We start from the raw sequence: 17,041 nt of genomic DNA on the forward strand, positions 1-17,041 counted from the left end.
GATAAACCCCTTTGTTTTTAGAAAAGTCAGTTATGTATGTGATACCATTTTACACAAAATCAAGAGATTTTTCTTCTGATCTGAGGAAATAAAAAAAATCTGCTGCCCGATCAGTCGCAATTGACTGCGATCAGGAAGCAGATTTTTTAGAAACACCTTTTAATACGAAGCCAATTAATAGGCTGTATACACAGACCGTACCGAGTAAGAAGACCATTGTCATGTGATCACCGTCCATCCTTCGTGATTGAGAATGCTTATCATTAATGAAAGTGTATCACAATTGATAATGATTTTCAATATTAATTTAACAAATACTGATTGAGCGCTTTCTCTTCTGTTTGAATTCTCACAGCCATCATCCATGCATTTAAACACGTGAACAAAATGGCGGTAAAATAGGCATTAAATAAAAGCGGGATCAGCATAAGCTCAATCGCCACCACGACATAGTTAGGATGCTTTAACCAGCGATAAGGTCCTTTTTTCACCATCATCGCATTTGGTACAACTAAAATCTTTGTATTCCAATACGTTCCAAGAGAGCATAATGCCCAATATCGAATCACCTGTGTAGCCAGCAGGAAAACGAGCAGCACAAGAAAATAGCGCGACGGCGGCCTGTTTAACCCCCATACCTCAACCATGAGTGAGAGAAAAAAGCCCGCATGCATAGCGACCATATAAGGATAATGACTTGCACCAAATTCAATGGCACCGATCGCTTTCACTTTCTTTTCATTTCTTTTAGCCACAAGCATTTCAATAAGCCGCTGACACACGAAGAAACCAATGACGAGCCAAATGATCATGATATGACCTCCTCCCATTTCATGAGCAGCAGCTCTGATGAAAATCCCGGACCAAGCGCTCCGCAAAGACCGATATCTCCCGCTTCAGCGGATTGATGTTCAAGATAATGCTTGATCACATACAAAACTGTGGCAGAGGACATATTTCCGTGTTGTCTGAGTACTTCTTTTGATGAAAAAAGCTGATCTTCTTGTAAGGATAGACTTTTAATATAGGCATCGATCACTTTTTTCCCTCCAGGATGGGCAAGAAAAACCGATAGTTCTTCTACAGAATACTCTTGCTTCTCTAAAAATTGATCGACTTGCTCTTTTAACCAGCCGGAAATAATGGAAGGAATGTCACGGGAGAAAATAACCTGAAAGCCGTCACTTGTAAATTCCCAGCCCATCACATCCTCAGACTCTTTCATTGTGACAGATTGTGTACCAATCACTTTAGGGACTGTTTTTAGATGGGTGTATTCTGATACACCTTTTTCTCCAGTTAAGAGTACCGCTGCTGTCCCGTCTCCGAACAAAGATGTACCGATTAAATTGCTTTTTGATTGATCTTGCGGCTGAAAGGTTAAACTGCACAGTTCGCAGGCGACAACCAGTACCTTCGCTTCTGGAAATGCCCTTATGTATTCGTAAGCCCGGGTCAACCCCGCCGCTCCGCCCCCGCATCCTAAGCCCCAGATCGGCACTCGTTTCGTATAAGGCGAAAAAGGGAGAACGTTCATCAGTTTTGCATCAAGGCTTGGTGTCGAAAGTCCGGTGCTTGAAATAAAAAACAATGCATCGATTTCTTCAAACGGAATCGGTTTTTTCAGGAATGCCTTCTCATGAAGACAGTGTATGACCGCTTCTTTTGCATGAGCCAATGCTTTTTCCAAATAGAGGTTGTTTTTCTCCTCAAAAGAGTGGTGCGTCTGATACCATTCAATTGGCTGCACAAACTGTCTGCTCTCGATTTCTCCATTTTGAAAAGCTCTGAGCAGCCGGTCGATATCTTTAAACGATCGTTTAAATTGGGATCTAGCAAAATCAGCCGCCTTTTTCTGATCCACATGATGTTGTGGCAGACTCGTTCCAACAGAAAGAATGTACGCCATCGGCTTCACCTCTTTTTTCGATTAATATCCCCTATCGAAAAAAGGATATACATGCCAAAACGTCACAATTCAGTCAAAATATTTTCCTTCGTCTAACTTTTTGTCTTGACGACAATTGATAAATATTGGATAATATAGGTGAAAACATGATGTAGTTTTCCTCCTTCACAGGTTCGTTCTAAGCCAAGCGAACCTGCTTTTTTTATGCAAAAAAACACTTCTAAAAGAGAAGTGTTCAGACCGTAGTAATTATAAAGGGTTTACGCTGGACATAGTGTTTTCCATGTCTAGTTAGCTAATTTTTTAAGATTTATGGCAGCGAGAGTAAGCATCGCTTGCATTGAAATTTTTTTAGTACACGAAGTTTCGCCCAACGCATACTATGCTTTTCTTTTGCATCCGCAAAGACGCGTTCTTTATTTCTCTCCGCTTTGCATAGTTGCTTTTATTAATTTCAGTGAGTCTTAGGTAGTTTACTTCATCTAGTCTTGCCAAATATGCGATGAATTTGCTTGGTATGATTTTGACTTTGTGTACAGTTATCTAGAAAAGAACTAGTTTTACAAACCTCTGAGCCGGACACATATTGTTTAAATCCTTCTCTAGTCGTTGTACGGTAAGAGAGAATTTGCCGATATCTTCTTTATTTTGTAGTGGTACGAGCTTTTCTCTATTGTTTTTTGAGATTAATCGCCTCTGTCTCCACTTTCCACATAAGCACCCTTTTTTCAATGAAATCGTCATTATACAACACTTTCATAAGGAATCTCCCTTTCGCTTCGAATTAATGGTCACATCTGCTGCTATCTTAGCGTATAAATATTAACGTTTCGATCATTATTCAGAATGATTTTATTTAAACTTGAATGGATTACCTTTTTTTGCTGATCAACACAAAGTAACAACCGTAAATTTCTAATTCATTTGAATTTTCTATATAAAAAGGATTTTTTCCACTATATACATAATCAATATGTGTACCAAGAAAAACAGTGAAAAAAGAAAGAATCTACAACATGGTTCGGCTCAAAATTTAATTGACTGGAGTGATTGTAATGAAAAAGGTTTCCAAAAAAAAGACACCCTACAACATGATACTTCTCTCAAAGGTAATTGGTTTAGTGCTTCTTACACTGTTTCTCTTTTTTATCTGGGATATGTCTAAACCCCATTTGCAGGCGACAAATGGGCAAGCAAAAAATGTTGCCAGCAGTGACTTCCGTGACACAAGCATCAGTCTGAAAGCAAAAGATCAGTCTACAAGAACATTGGATACACATTTTAAGACCAATCCAAACCAACAGGCAACAAATAAAACGGTCTTTTTAACATTTGATGATGGTCCTTCTGCTACATCAAATCAGCTGTTAAATGTATTAAAAGCACATCACGTGAAGGCGACGTTCTTCATGCTTGGACCGCAAATCCAAGCACACCAATCAGCTGTGAAAAGACTTTATCAAGAAGGACATCAATTAGGTCTTCATGGCATGACGCATGATATAAACCTCTTTTATCAGAACAGCGAGTCTCCCGTAAATGAAATGAGAGAAGCTCAGCGTATTCTTGCCTCTGTTACAGGTGTCTACAGCCGTCTTGTAAGAACCCCCTATGGCAGTGTTCCAAATTTAACATATCATCAAAAAGTACGTTTAAACCAAAATGGCTTTATTTACTGGGACTGGACGATTGATAGCCTTGACTGGAGATATAAAAACTCACAATATGTTCCAGAGGTATTGAATCAATTGCAAATGTTTGAGAATAATAAACCATGGGAACCAAAAGTTATATTAATGCATGATCAACCCTCTACCACAAACTATTTAGACAGCCTGATTATACAGCTAAAAGCAAGGGGCTATACATTTGCAGTCATTAACGAAACAATGCCGCCGGTACAGCATTAATAGTGATAATCACAAAAAGCCCGTATCCAAAAGATGCGGGCTTTCAGCTTGTAGACAAACCCTTACACGCTCCTTCCTAGGATCAAAGGTTTTTTATCAAGCTAAAAAGAAGACAAAGAGCTAAAAAAAGGTCATTTTAGCTCTTTGTCCATAATCTGAATCCCTCTCCAAGAGAGGTGTTTACATAACAGATTGCTTAGGTTCTTCTACCAGGTCATGCTCGGCTTCTTTTTTAAAAGGAATCATGTGATAAATAATATGAAGCAAAATTGCGGTAAAGCTTCCGGCCACAATGCCGTTACTTGTTAATAATTTCATCGAATCTGGCAGATGCTCAAACATTTGCGGTACGACGGTAACACCTAAGCCGATTCCCACGGAGCAAGCAACGATCAGCAAGTTCTCCTGCTTTGCAAAATCCACGCGTGAGAGCATTTTAATACCGTATGCAATGACCATACCAAACATGGCAACCATTGCACCGCCAAGAACCGATTTTGGAATAATCGTCGTAAAGGCAGCGATTTTAGGAAAAAGACCAAATAACATGAGCAATGCCCCTGTTACGACAATGACTTGGTTTTTCTTGACGCCTGTTAGCTGGATCAATCCAACGTTTTGTGAGTAGGCTGTGTACGGAAAAGCATTGAAGATTCCACCTAATAACACTGCAATCCCCTCTGCTCGATAGCCTTTAGCTAAATCTTTTTCTTTTAATGAACGGTTTGTTAAATCACCTAGTGCGAAATAAACGCCTGTTGATTCAACTAATGACACAATCGCAACTAACGTCATGGTCATGATCGGTGCAAATTCAAAGGTCGGCATGCCAAAATAAAATGGCTCAATCATGCGGAAAACCTGGGCGTTTGCCACCTCAGCTGTTTCCACTTTCCCCATAAACGCAGCAACTGCTGTCCCAAGGAGGATACCGATTAAAATGGCGATCGCCTTCATAAACCCTTTCGTGAATCGATAGAGCAGTACAATGATAAATAGTACAAGGAAAGCGAGCCCTAGATTTTCAAAAGAACCATAGTCCGCACTTCCTTCTCCTCCTGCCATATTGTTCATCGCTACAGGAATGAGGGTGATACCAATAATCGTGACGACAGAGCCTGTGACAACAGGCGGGAAAAATTTCACAAGCTTCCCAAAGAAAAAAGAAAGAAGAATGACAATACACCCAGAAGCGATAATACTGCCATAGATAGACGAAATTCCATACTTAGAGCCAATCGCAATCATTGGAGAAACCGCCGTAAATGTACAGCCTAATACAACAGGTAAACCGATTCCAAAGAAGCGGTTTTTCCATACTTGAAGCAATGTAGCAGCCCCGCACATGAAAATATCCGCAGAGATGAGGTAAGTCAGCTGTGCAGGCGTGAGCCCAAGCGCATCTCCAACAATGAGCGGTACAAGAACAGCACCTGCATACATTGCCAGTACATGCTGAATGCCCAGCGAGAGCGTTTTGACTTTTTTAGCGGCATTCATGATTGTACCTCCCGTACAAACGTGACTTTCCCTTCCTCAAGTGATTCAATACGTGCGAGGGACTCGACGCGGTAGCCCATTTGCACAAGCGCATTTCTTCCAGGCTGGAATGATTTTTCAATGACAATGCCAAATCCGGCTACTTTCGCCTTTGCCTGCTTTGCAATCGCTGCAAGTCCTTTCGCAGCTTCACCATTTGCTAAAAAATCATCAATGATTAACACACAATCGTTTTCACTCAGATGCGTATTTGAGACAGCAATCGTGCTTTCTACTTTTTTCGTAAAAGAGTACACACTGGCTGTTAACAGGTTATCCGTTAATGTGAGTGATTGACGTTTTCTTGCAAACACAACAGGGACTTGAAGAGCAAGCCCAGCCATCACAGCAGGTGCGATGCCTGAAGATTCGATTGTGATGATTTTTGTAATGCCATCATGCTTAAATAATCTAGCAAACTCTTGCCCAATCTCATGCATTAACACAGGATCAATTTGATGATTTAAAAAAGCATCTACCTTTAACACTTGATTTGACAGAACGATTCCTTCGTTCTCAATTTTTTGACGTAACAATTCCATCATTTTTCCCCCTAGCATATTGGCAAACATTCGATTTTTTGCATAAAAAAAGCATTGCTGCCCATGAGGAGCAAGCAATGCGAAAACGATCCACGGATCTTCAGCTCAGACAAGAGCTGTTTCATTTTGCTCACTCATAGTCGGACCGTATCGGTGTCCGGTAGAAACTTGCGTGCCATCATCACGCGATTATATGAGTGTTATAGTGTTCAAATTATAACAAGATTTCAGACGCTTGGAAAGCACTTTTCCAGAAAAATACCGAACTTAAATAATAGATCAGAACAAAATGTTCGTTTTTAGAATATTCAAGCATCAAAAAAGCACCCTTCTCATGAAAGGGTGCCCTTCTTTTATGATAAATACAGTTTCGTATATTTATCCGTTAAGTAGTCGATTAAATATTGAACATTTAATTCTTCGCCTGTTGCATCTTGAATGATTTCAGATGGCTTTTTCCGTTTTCCATGCTGATGAACATGTTCCGTCAGCCATTCTTTTATCGGTGCAAAAGACCCATTTTGAATTAGCTCATCAAAATTTGGTAAGTCTTTAATCATTTGTTGTTTTAATTGCGCCGCATACATATAACCAAGGGCATATGAAGGGAAATAGCCAAAACTTCCATCAGACCAGTGAACATCCTGCAAGATACCGAGTGCATCATTAGGAGGCGTAATGCCAAGATACGCTTGATATTTTTCATTCCAAAGTACAGGTAGATCTTCAACTGCTACTTCTTCATTGAAAATCGCTTTCTCAATTTCATAGCGGATGATAATGTGAAGCGGATACGTCAGTTCATCGGCTTCAATTCGAATGTAAGTCGGCTTCGATTCATTCACTGCATGCACAAAGTCTTCTAAAGAAACATCTTTAAATTGCTCAGGAGATGCTTCTTGCAGCTTTTGATAATACGTTTTCCAGAAATCTTCGTGTCTGCCGATAAAGTTCTCAAAGAAAAGAGACTGTGATTCATGGATACCCATTGAAGTGCCATCACATAAAAGCGTTCCGCTCAGTGCTTCATCAATGTTTTGCTCATAAATCGCATGACCACATTCATGAATCGTGCCAAAGATCGCCATTCGAAAATCATGCTCATCATAACGGGTCGTCACACGCACGTCACCTCTGCTTAATGTCACTGCAAATGGATGGACGGTTGTATCAAGGCGGCCTGCGTCAAAGTCATATCCCAATTCTTTTAAGAAAAAGAGGCTCAATTCCTTTTGTTTATCAATCGGAAAGCTTTTCGATAAAAATGAAGTATCCGGCTTATTTGGTGAAGCTTCGATTTTTTTCACAAGAGGAACAATAGCGTCACGAAGTGCACCAAATTTTTGATCAAGCTGTTCAACCGTCATATCTGGCTCATAGTTATTGAGCAGCACATCATAAGGCGTTTTTTTCACGCCCCAATATTGGATGAAACGCTTGTTAAAGTCAATAAGCTGTTTTAAGTATGGTGCAAAGAGTGAAAAGTCTGATTTCTCCCTTGCTTCTACCCAAACATGCTCTGCTTTTGATTGCAAAATCGAGTATTCTTTAAATTCTTCTTTCGGAATTTTGCTGTTTTCATCATACTCTTTTTGTGATAATTCGAGCGCCTTTTGTGTATCTTTTGACAGCTCATTTCGATGTTTGTTTAATTCGTGAAGAAGATCTCTCATTTCGTCAGAAGTCTTCATATTAAAAATGTCACTTGATAATTGACCGATCGTTTCCGCTCTAAAATCCGCACTTTTTTTAGGCGCTTGTGTTCTAGAGTCCCAATAAAGTAAATGGAGCGCCTCTGTATAATGGGCGATTTTCCCTAGTAATTGATAAAACGCTTTCTCAGTTGCTTCAAGACTCATGCGTTTGTTCCCCCAATCAATAATATGTATGTACGTTTCAAGGCTACTTCAATGAATGTTCTTTTGTCAATGAAAAAGGAGGATACACAGCGGTATCCTCCTCATTTACAAGTTTTCAGCTAATTAAGATGTGATGATGGGCTTTACCGGCAGGACGGATTCAATTTTACTTTGAAGCGCCGTATCTTCCTTACGATCAAAATATATATGAATGCTTCCTGCGTCTTGGCTTGTCCGGATCAGTCTTCCGATCCCTTGGCGTAAGCGAAGCAGCATATACGGAAGGTCAACTTCAGCATGTGCATCCTTTGCTTCATTTCTTTTCGCTTCAAACACCGGATCATGCGGCGGATAAGGAAGTCCCCAGATGATCACATTCGTTAATGATTCACCTGGAATATCAAGCCCTTCCCACAGATGAACAGAGCTTAACACAGACGTCTCATCAGCTTGGAACTTTTGAACAATTGTGCTGATTTCCTCGTCTCCCTCAAAATATACGTCAAACGGCAGTGATTCATTTGCTGCTTCCAGCTGTTTTCTAAAGAAATGGAGTTCATCAAATGAAGGGAATAGAATCAGAGATCGTCCTCCATTTTCTTTCAGCTGAGTGATCACTTGCTGTGCTTTTGCCTCTTGCTCAGCGATCTGCTGAATTCCATGGAAATAAATCTTCATTTGTTCATCGTAATCATACGGCGAAGCGACACTCATTGATAAGTAATCTTTAATCCCAAGACTTTCAGCTAAATAATCAAAGGATTGATTCTCAGACAATGTAGCGGAAGAGAAAATATATGGTCTTTTTTGCGAGAAAACTTTTTCGCCAAGTACCTCTGCAACCGTCTTCGGCATCACAACAAATGTCGTATCTAATTCCTGTTTTTCCAGCCAGCTAATGGCATTTTTTTGATAGAGCGATAGAGAATACGCCATTTGTTCAATGTATTCTTCCACAACAGATAATTCGTATTGATCGATCGTATACATTTCAGATTCAAACACGAGCGCTTCTCCGATTTTTTCAAGCAAGTCACACAATTCGCTTGCAGAACGCTTCACCTCATCGACACGCCCAATTTCAAGCCGGTGCGAGCCTTTGACTTCTTTGGCATGTGTTTTTAAGAGATAAAAGAATTCATCGTTTGTTGCAAGTGCATCTTCAACAAGCTCTGCAAATTCTTCGCGTATGTCGTTTTGCAAAAGACGTTCCAAAAATGTTTCGAGCGTTGATTGCTTCACTCGGTACGTTAACGCTTTTTGTGCGGCAAACTCGAGAAGATGTCCTTCATCAAATACGACGGAGCTATGCTCAGGAAGCAGCGGAAGCTGACCCTCACGTTTTCGGGATTCCTTCGTCCACACATGCTCCATGTAAAAATCATGTGAACAGATGATGAGGTCTGTCGCTTTCCGGTAATGATCTCTTGATAAATTCAGACCGCAGCGATGACGCATATCACACGTCAGGCAGTCCTGAAATGAGTCATAGCCAATTCGTGACCATTCATCATTTGATAACTCTGGATACTCTTTTCGATCGCCATACGGATAAAAGGTTTGCATACCTTGTGATTCATGAACAAATGAAGGCAGTGATTCATAAATATCGAGCCACTTTTCATCATCTTCACGCTGCATCGTTTTCTCTAGCTTCTTTAAGCATAAATATTGGTCATGCGATTTACTTAATCTCGCATCTATTTGAATATCAAGGTGATTGGCAATTTTATAGATATCACCTTCTTGTTTAACGAGCTGTTCAATTAACGTTTCGTCTGCACATGCAATAATCGCAGGCTTCCCTGTATACCTTGCATATGTGACGGCAAATAATAGATAGACGATGGTTTTGCCTGTGCCTACCCCAGCTTCGGCAAACATCACACTTTTTTCTTTAAAGGCTCTTTCTAGCTGAAAAGCCATGAATATTTGTTCATCTCGAAGATCAAAGCCCTTTTCTGGCAAAATGTCATAAAACACATCACCAATCCAGTTGCCCAGTTCTTCGTAAAAATTGTGTTCTTTTGATAATGAAAAAGGCAAACGAGATGCTGTCACCTGCTTCAACCCCCAACTTTTGAATCATTCAGACATTCAATAGTACCATTTACGCTGGGGAAAAACAATCTTTTTTTATGAGCGCAGGCGATGTTGATAGCTTTCCTTCATTAAAAATGCATGCTCAGAACGTTCTATGTATGCCTGAGCCAGTGCCAAATCTTCGATGGCTGCCGTAAGCTGAGCAGATTGTCCACCTTCATGCCCTTCTATTTCTTGAGCAGTCGAAGCGAGTGCTTTTTGGATTAACTGAATTTGATCATAATGAATCATGAAGACACCTCTTTTTTTAAAATCAAGTTCAGTTTATTCCGTCTCGCTTAGAGTTATACCTTTTCAGCACAAAAAAACCGCACCTTCTTTCGGTGCGGCCATTTATTACGATTCGGTTGTTTGTTTTCTAGGCGGGCGTTTTCCCCAATATTGATAATAGTCTGTTTTGATAAAACCGTTAAACAGCTTTCTCTTTTTCGTCGCTTTTCTTCCGAAGCATTCTTCGAATTTTTCGTGTGACGTTAAGATGTATATGGACCAGGTATCTAGGTTCTTAAATGCTTCACCCATTCCTTGATACATTTTTTCAACTGCTGGTTTATCACTCAGTCGTTCACCGTAAGGAGGATTTCCGACAATCACACCATACTCGTCTTTTGTTTGAAAGTCTTTTACTTGCATTTGTTTAAACTCAATCAGTTCACTTAGTCCTGCTTCTTCTGCATTCATTTTTGCAATGTCTACCATACGATGGTCGATATCACTTGCAATAATGCGGAGCGGCTGGTCATAGTTTGCTTTTTCTTCTACTTCTACACGCGCTTTGTTCCATACGTCTTCGCCGATCCATTCCCATGATTCAGACGCAAAATCCCGGTTGAATCCCGGGGCAATGTTTTGTCCTATCATCGCTGCTTCAATGGCGATTGTTCCTGATCCGCAGAAAGGATCAACAAACGGACGGTCAGGTGTCCAGTTCGTTAATAGGACGAGCGCAGCTGCAAGCGTTTCTTTAATAGGTGCTCCGCCTTGATCCATGCGGTATCCACGTTTATGAAGACCTACACCAGATGTATCAAGCGTAAGCACAGCTTTATCTTTTAAAAGAGCGATCTCGATTTTATATTCAGGTCCCGTCTCTTCAAGCCATTCAGACTGAATGTTGTAGGAGGATTTCAGCTTTTGCGCGACGGCTTTTTTGACGATGCGCTGGCAGTCCGGCACACTGGCAAGCTGAGATTTCACAGATTTCCCGATGACAGGAAACGTACTGTTTTTTGGTAAAAAAGCGGCCCAGTCAATCGCTTTCGTCCGTTCAAAAAGCTCATCAAATGTTTTTGCCGAAAATTCAGCAACTTGTACCTTGATCCGGTCTGCTGTACGCAGCCAAAGGTTTGCACGGCAAATCGCAAGAGCATCCCCCTTGAAAATCACTTTTCCATTGTCGACTGTGCACTCATAGCCAAGGTCTCTTACTTCTTTTGCAACAATTGCTTCAATTCCCATTGGAGCTGTTGCGATGAGTGTATAGGTTTTCATTGATTTATCACCTGTTTTCTCGTCCTTTTATGTATTCAAGATAAAAGCTCTCCATATGTTGAAATAGGAGAGCTTTGTTTCATCATGTTTATTATAACGGATATAACGTTCTGTAAGCCATGTTTTGTTCCATCGTACTGCAAACGGCAAATGCCTCGTACTCAGGTGGTAATCATCTATCTACAGAATTCTCTGTCCTTCTCTCCGTTTGGTTCCTTTGAGAAAGTTCCCCTACCAAGTTTGGGTTTCTCGCTCGAGGGGTTTACCGCGTTCCACTCTCACCATTTCTAGTGAGACTTCGTCACTGTGGCACTTTCAAGGATACTTTGCCATATCCTAAAAAGGACGTAGGCATTTTTCCTGCCGTCAGCCTTTCCCAGGCTGCCCTGGCTTATTTTTTCGCCAGGCACGAACACTACGGGCATCTCAGCACCGTGCGAGCATGGACTTTCCTCTGCAATACCCTAAATAGCATTACAGCGATTACCCGAACGTTAATCAATAAGCGTTATTATAAACGACAATGACATCTGACACAAGCTTTTTCAGCAAGACTCAATCATAAAGTTTGCTGCCAAAAACGTGTTTCTCAAGGTTCGATAGTCTTTTTAAAATATCAAAGTTTGTTGTATTAGACTGTGCAGGCTGTCTTTTCCCTTGTTCAACAGCTTCTTCAAGCTGTTTTGACAAGTGGAGGTTTTCTTGTTGAAGTTTTTCGATTTCTTGGTTGAATGTCTCATAGTCTTTAATGACCATATCTAAAAATTTATCGACTTCTTCTTGTTTGTACCCTCTGACACCTGTTTTAAATTCTTTTTCTAAAATTTCTTTCGCAGAAAGCTTTACTTTATCAGCAAGCATCTTTTTCACCTCATATCGTGAATTCATAGTATATTTTTTCAGAAATACGTGACGTTGTCAAATTTTCTCTTGCTTTTAATCAAAAAACGGATCTTCCGCCTCAACCTGTGCTCTTAGATCATCCATTGTGATGTACATAATGGGGTAATCGGTATAGGCTTCTGCTTCTCTAATCATATACTTCGGCGATCCCTCATGCTCGGGATCATATAAGACGAGAAGACCATCTGTTTTTTCAATAAAAAAGCGGTTCTTTTGTTTAAATTGTGCCGGACTTTCATACGGTCTATGCGTGACACTTTCTACAAAATCGGCCTGTGCAAGAATTCCTTCATACAATTCTTTGTTTTGCTCATTCCAGCGCTCTTCCTGTTCATAAAATGGCGTAATGACTGCAAGTTTTAACGCTGGATATTCCTCCTGAAGCTCAAACACCACTTCGGCTGTCCAGATTTCTGCGCCAAGCTGGCCTGATATGAGCACCCATTCCAGACCTTCTTCGATAAGGGCTGTCAGCCTTTTTTGAAGCTCCGCTTTTATGTATTGAAGTGCAGGCTCGTCTTGCTTGAATATCCCAAGCTCAAACGGCTTGTACCCTGTGACAGCAATAATTTTCATTTCTTCACCTGCTTTTAAAAAATGGGACTTATAAAAGTCCCATTCACTTTATCTGTTACAGCAAGGTCCACCGCAGTTAAAGTGTTGATGTGTTGTCGGGTCCACCTGAGAAAACGTATGCGGGAAGTAGTGAACATGTTTGAAATTATGGTGGTGAACATTTGTCACATGCTGCGGGTGGATATGCGGCACAATTGTTGTTGACTCGCTGTGTGTACAGCAATGATTCGTCGGATGAACAATTGGCTGTGTAACATTCGGATGGCAATGATGATGATGATGGTACATGTAGCATTCCCCTCTCCTTTATTTTCTTACATTAACAATGTATGAATCAAGAGGTGTACATGTACTAATGCATTAACCTATTTTAAAAGTTGGCAAGAAAAATATCTTTATAGTTCGAAAACACAAAAGCGACCAAAATGACCACAAGAAAAAACAAGTAGAAAAGACCCTTATACATGCTATACGCTCCTCATTCAATATCTAACGTTATTTTACAGGATTCGCGGCCTTTCTACAATAAAAGTGCTAAACATTTTTTATTTTCGGCCGAGAGCCGAACGTTGTCATTTTTTGCGCTTTCCCGGGTAATAATATTTCATTGCCCAGCTTTTCTCAATAGCCGTTTTTTTCGTTTCTCAAGCTCTTCCGTGTCTCGCTCGCTTAACGATGAGAAAGATAATAAAGATTCGGTGATGGAAAGAGCTGACCTTGCATCTTTTTGGCGATGCTCTTTACACTTCGCAAGCTCTATACCTGCTTTTAATGCTAAATGGACATCACTTGATTCAAATAATGTTTCCCAAATTCGAACTGCTTCATCCCACTCGTTTAGCCGTTTATATTGTAAGGAGAGATCATAAGCTGCCTGATTGGCATGTTCAAAATCAGCACCTGTTAATTCCCGCAAATGCTTCGTAGCTTCCTGTACATCTCGATGCGCAAGATGCCACCTAGCCAGCGCGTATTTCTCATCGTGCTCCTTTACCGCATCCATAGATAGGATTTTTTTGGATAGATGGATGTAGAGGCTGATTAACGAAAGGACGTCTAATTCATTATGAGTCAAAATCCCTTCGATGAGCTTCGGATTTTGTTCCTTTAAAAAATGAAAATAGATCATCGGTGCCAAAAAACCTGGTGTGTCGCCTTCCCGGTGAACGTGCAGCTCTTCTTTTTCAACCACAGACAGCGCCATTCGTTCATATTTATGCTTCCACAATCGTCTTGAACCATGCAGAAGATCAAAGTGGCCAAACTCTGGAAGCGCAGGGATTTGATCTCGCAACAAAGTATGTCTCGTTTTCACTTGCGGCCAATCGAATGATTTTCCATTATATGTAACAAGCGATTCTACGTTCACTTCATCGAGAAAGCTTTTATAAAGAGCCGCTTCATTTCCCGGATTTGTGAGCAGGTGCTGTTTCACCACTACTTTGTCAGCAAAAACCCGCGCATGTCCAAGCAAGAAAATCATATTTCCCGTCCCGCCAGATAATCCTGTTGTTTCTGTATCAAAGAAAAAAAGTTCATGCGGTTTGTAACCTTTAGCAGATAGTGAATGCTGGATGCCGCTTTTGTTCCAAGCCTCGATGATCTTTGGCAGTTCCGCAAACGAATAGAGTCCATGCTTGTCATCTAATGAATAGGTGACTTCTCGAATGAGACAAAAGGAATCCTCAAAGTGATATGGAGCTGCACCCAGTTGCTCCCATTCCTTTAAAAATGGGATGTTATCAGCCGTCACAGGCTGGGGCTTTCCTTCCACTGCTTTTTGCCGTTTTTCGTTTGGCTGGTTGTGCGATAAGTGCTTCTTCATTCTATTTAATTTCCCTTTTAGTGACATGAGTAGCTCTCTTCCTCCTTCCCCTTAAAATACAGACATCAATTCAACAATGCTGCTTTTTCCGCTCACCTCTTTCATTTCCATGCCAATGCAGGATGGACAGCCGTTCTCACAGCGGCACCGCTCTATCAGCTGAATGGCTGCACCTGCTATTTCATCGAAACGAGCTTGGACCTCTTTGCTTAAGCCAATTCCGCCAGGGTAGTGGTCATATAAAAAGACTGTCGGTTTACCGGTATGTGCCGCTTTAATTTGTGAAACAACATGAATATCTGAACGGTCACACATCACAAAGGCTGGTACAATGTGCTGAAGAACATTTGCGATGCCGAGCAGCAGCTGTTCAAGTGTTTTCTCTTCAAATCTCCGCTCTGCTTCATGTAATTCAAACCAGGCCGCACTCGTATGAATTTCTTCTTCAGGTAAGTGAATTGGACCAGAGCCGATATTTTCACCAGTGCTGAGCCGAATTTTTTTAAAAATTGTTGGCATTGCGTTGACAGTGACATCACCGTAGTGAACAGATACCGCTTCTTTCTCTGTTGTCTGATCGATTTCAAGCACCTTGAGCTGAACAGCTAAATTAGCATCTGTATAGTATTCTACATCCACTTGTTTCACATAAGCCTTCAGATGCTCGTAATCTAGCTTTTCTACTTGATACTGAACCCCTTCATGTAAATAAATCGCTTCATCATGCAGCAGTGTCATCGCACTGAATCGATCCATCTCTCCAATAATTCGGACATTCGCTACATCAGATTGATCCACAATCACTACATTTTCCTGGCTTGCAGACCTCAGGCTGATGCCATGTGCTGGGAACGATTGATCTGACCAATAATACCGGTTCCCGCTAAAATGAAGAACTCCTTCTTCGTGTAAGTATTGCAAAATATCTTCTACTTCCATGTCACCAAACTGTTCATCCGTCCGAAATGGCAGCTCGTAGGAAGCACATTTTAGATGATCCACTAAAATGATGAGATTTTCAGGATTGATTCTGGCTGCTTCAGGCGGTCTATTAAAAAAATATTCAGGGTGTCTGACAATATATTGATCAAGGGGTGAGGAGCTTGCCACCATGATAATAAGCGCCTCCTCATGACGCCTTCCAGCACGTCCTGCCTGCTGCCATGTACTCGCTACACTGCCAGGATAACCCGTCATAATGCATACCTTTAGCTGACCTATATCTACCCCTAATTCTAGGGCATTCGTGCTGACGACACCTAAAATGTCTCCTTCTCTTAACCCTTTTTCAATCACGCGCCGCTCTTTTGGCAAATAGCCTCCACGATACCCGCGAATCGATTTTGGACCGATTTCTTTTTTCACAAGCTCTTGAATGTGACTTAAAATCACTTCTACTCGTACTCTGCTTCTAGCAAAAACGATCGTTTGAATTTTTTCTTTTAAAAATGTTTTAGCCAACTGGTTGACGACAGTGGCAGCGCTTTGTCTAATATTTAATGGTTTATTCACCACTGGCGGGTTATAAAACACAAAATTCTTTTTACCGCTAGGCGCTCCGTTTCGTTCAATAAGATGTACTTTGCTCCCTGTGAGCTGCTGCGCCAGCTCTTTTGGATTCGCAATCGTTGCTGAAGTGCAAATAAACACCGGATCACTTCCGTAAAATGCACAAATTCTCTTTAGCCTGCGTATCACATTGGCCACATGACTGCCAAACACACCTCGATATGTATGAAGCTCATCAATGACAATATACTTCAAATTCTCAAACAAGCTGACCCATTTCGTATGATGAGGCAAAATGGCTGAATGCAGCATATCTGGGTTTGTGATGACAATATGTCCTGCTTGTCTCACTCGCTGCCGAATGGCTGGTGAGGTGTCACCGTCATATGTTTCACTATGAATCGGAACATCCATCTCGTGGATGATCTCGTTAAGTTCACTCTTTTGATCCTGCGCGAGCGCTTTTGTTGGGAATAAATAAAGAGAGCGGTTTGTCTGGTCTTCTGCAATCGACTGAAGAACAGGCAGATTGTAGCAAAGCGTTTTACCTGAAGCTGTTGGTGTAACAGTCACTACATGCTCACCATCCATTACTCGTTCAAAGGCTTCTTTTTGATGAATGTACAGTTCTTTCACGCCTCGTTTTTCAAGCGCCTTTTTTAGCCTGTCGTCCACTCTTTCAGGAACGGGAGAGGTCTGTGCAGGCTTTGCTTCAATTTCATGCCAATGCTCTACCTGTTCGTCTTTCTTTAATTCTTCTATCAGTTCGTTCATTGTTTTCTTTTTCATATTGCGTCCACCTCTCATTCTAGTGTACCGAATATTTGTTTGCATGACTAGGCGGCAATTTTTTGATGTTGGAGTTATGAGCAAAT

Annotated in this window: 15 protein-coding genes, 1 other RNA gene, 1 pseudogene and 1 riboswitch; of the genes and pseudogenes, 1 reads left to right on the plus strand and 16 read right to left on the minus strand. The window is 41.0% G+C overall.

Going from position 1 to position 17,041, the window contains the following annotated elements; all coding sequences use genetic code 11:
- Positions 1 to 130: 130 nt before the first annotated feature.
- The 4 genes and pseudogenes from fbpC to OIT90_RS05915 all read right to left on the minus strand — a co-directional run.
- A complete protein-coding gene (gene fbpC, locus OIT90_RS05900) occupies positions 131 to 238 on the minus strand; it encodes a Fur-regulated basic protein FbpC (RefSeq protein ID WP_306299200.1) in 108 nt (35 codons plus the stop codon).
- Positions 239 to 302: 64 nt separating this feature from the next.
- Positions 303 to 812 (minus strand): isoprenylcysteine carboxyl methyltransferase family protein, encoded by a 510-nt coding sequence (locus tag OIT90_RS05905; protein ID WP_034623498.1) that lies wholly within the window; start codon positions 810 to 812, stop codon positions 303 to 305.
- Positions 809 to 1,909 carry a type III polyketide synthase gene (locus OIT90_RS05910; RefSeq protein WP_126681662.1) on the minus strand — a complete coding sequence of 367 codons (1,101 nt, stop codon included), beginning with the start codon at positions 1,907 to 1,909 and terminating at the stop codon, positions 809 to 811. The genes OIT90_RS05905 and OIT90_RS05910 overlap by 4 nt, the downstream gene beginning before the upstream one ends.
- Before the next feature lie 287 nt (positions 1,910 to 2,196).
- Positions 2,197 to 2,540 (minus strand): annotated as a pseudogene (locus tag OIT90_RS05915) (transposase); the annotation flags it as partial.
- A 424-nt stretch (positions 2,541 to 2,964) separates the two neighbouring features.
- Between OIT90_RS05915 and OIT90_RS05920 the strand changes: the two are divergent.
- Positions 2,965 to 3,819 (plus strand): polysaccharide deacetylase family protein, encoded by an 855-nt coding sequence (locus OIT90_RS05920; protein WP_064497505.1) that lies wholly within the window; start codon positions 2,965 to 2,967, stop codon positions 3,817 to 3,819.
- Positions 3,820 to 3,999: 180 nt separating this feature from the next.
- Here the strand turns inward: OIT90_RS05920 and pbuX are convergent, their stop codons facing one another.
- The 12 genes from pbuX to OIT90_RS05980 form a co-directional block, all read right to left on the minus strand.
- The gene (gene pbuX / locus OIT90_RS05925) at positions 4,000 to 5,319 is read right to left on the minus strand and encodes a xanthine permease PbuX (protein ID WP_041085819.1); all 1,320 of its coding nucleotides are present in this window, start codon (positions 5,317 to 5,319) and stop codon (positions 4,000 to 4,002) included.
- Positions 5,316 to 5,900 carry a xanthine phosphoribosyltransferase gene (gene xpt / locus OIT90_RS05930; protein WP_024422759.1) on the minus strand — a complete coding sequence of 195 codons (585 nt, stop codon included), beginning with the start codon at positions 5,898 to 5,900 and terminating at the stop codon, positions 5,316 to 5,318. Before xpt ends, pbuX begins: the two co-directional genes overlap by 4 nt.
- 117 nt (positions 5,901 to 6,017) lie before the next feature.
- Positions 6,018 to 6,117, minus strand: a riboswitch (purine riboswitch).
- A gap of 136 nt (positions 6,118 to 6,253) precedes the next feature.
- Positions 6,254 to 7,759 (minus strand): carboxypeptidase M32, encoded by a 1,506-nt coding sequence (locus OIT90_RS05935; RefSeq protein ID WP_106025052.1) that lies wholly within the window; start codon positions 7,757 to 7,759, stop codon positions 6,254 to 6,256.
- 123 nt (positions 7,760 to 7,882) lie between these two features.
- Complete coding sequence (locus tag OIT90_RS05940) at positions 7,883 to 9,820, minus strand: ATP-dependent DNA helicase (protein WP_047203247.1); 1,938 nt, start codon at positions 9,818 to 9,820, stop codon at positions 7,883 to 7,885.
- 75 nt (positions 9,821 to 9,895) lie between these two features.
- On the minus strand, positions 9,896 to 10,093 hold the full coding sequence (locus OIT90_RS05945; protein ID WP_024422762.1) for a hypothetical protein: 198 nt from the start codon (positions 10,091 to 10,093) through the stop codon (positions 9,896 to 9,898).
- A gap of 105 nt (positions 10,094 to 10,198) precedes the next feature.
- Positions 10,199 to 11,353 (minus strand): THUMP domain-containing class I SAM-dependent RNA methyltransferase, encoded by a 1,155-nt coding sequence (locus OIT90_RS05950; protein ID WP_338591395.1) that lies wholly within the window; start codon positions 11,351 to 11,353, stop codon positions 10,199 to 10,201.
- Between the two features lie 108 nt (positions 11,354 to 11,461).
- Positions 11,462 to 11,848, minus strand: an RNA gene (gene rnpB / locus OIT90_RS05955) — RNase P RNA component class B.
- Between the two features lie 60 nt (positions 11,849 to 11,908).
- Entirely contained in the window at positions 11,909 to 12,214 is a 306-nt protein-coding gene (gpsB, locus tag OIT90_RS05960; protein ID WP_012010336.1) for a cell division regulator GpsB, read from the minus strand.
- A 75-nt stretch (positions 12,215 to 12,289) separates the two neighbouring features.
- A complete protein-coding gene (locus tag OIT90_RS05965) occupies positions 12,290 to 12,832 on the minus strand; it encodes an SLOG family protein (RefSeq protein WP_029706022.1) in 543 nt (180 codons plus the stop codon).
- A gap of 48 nt (positions 12,833 to 12,880) precedes the next feature.
- Positions 12,881 to 13,120, minus strand: a complete 240-nt coding sequence (locus tag OIT90_RS05970; protein ID WP_073206049.1) for a CotD family spore coat protein — start codon at positions 13,118 to 13,120, stop codon at positions 12,881 to 12,883.
- A gap of 316 nt (positions 13,121 to 13,436) precedes the next feature.
- Positions 13,437 to 14,684 (minus strand): ribonuclease H-like domain-containing protein, encoded by a 1,248-nt coding sequence (locus tag OIT90_RS05975; protein ID WP_039179451.1) that lies wholly within the window; start codon positions 14,682 to 14,684, stop codon positions 13,437 to 13,439.
- A 24-nt stretch (positions 14,685 to 14,708) separates the two neighbouring features.
- Complete coding sequence (locus tag OIT90_RS05980; RefSeq protein ID WP_099663381.1) at positions 14,709 to 16,955, minus strand: DEAD/DEAH box helicase; 2,247 nt, start codon at positions 16,953 to 16,955, stop codon at positions 14,709 to 14,711.
- Between the last annotated feature and the right edge of the window lie 86 nt (positions 16,956 to 17,041).

The organism is Bacillus sp. ABR (assembly GCF_056172715.1).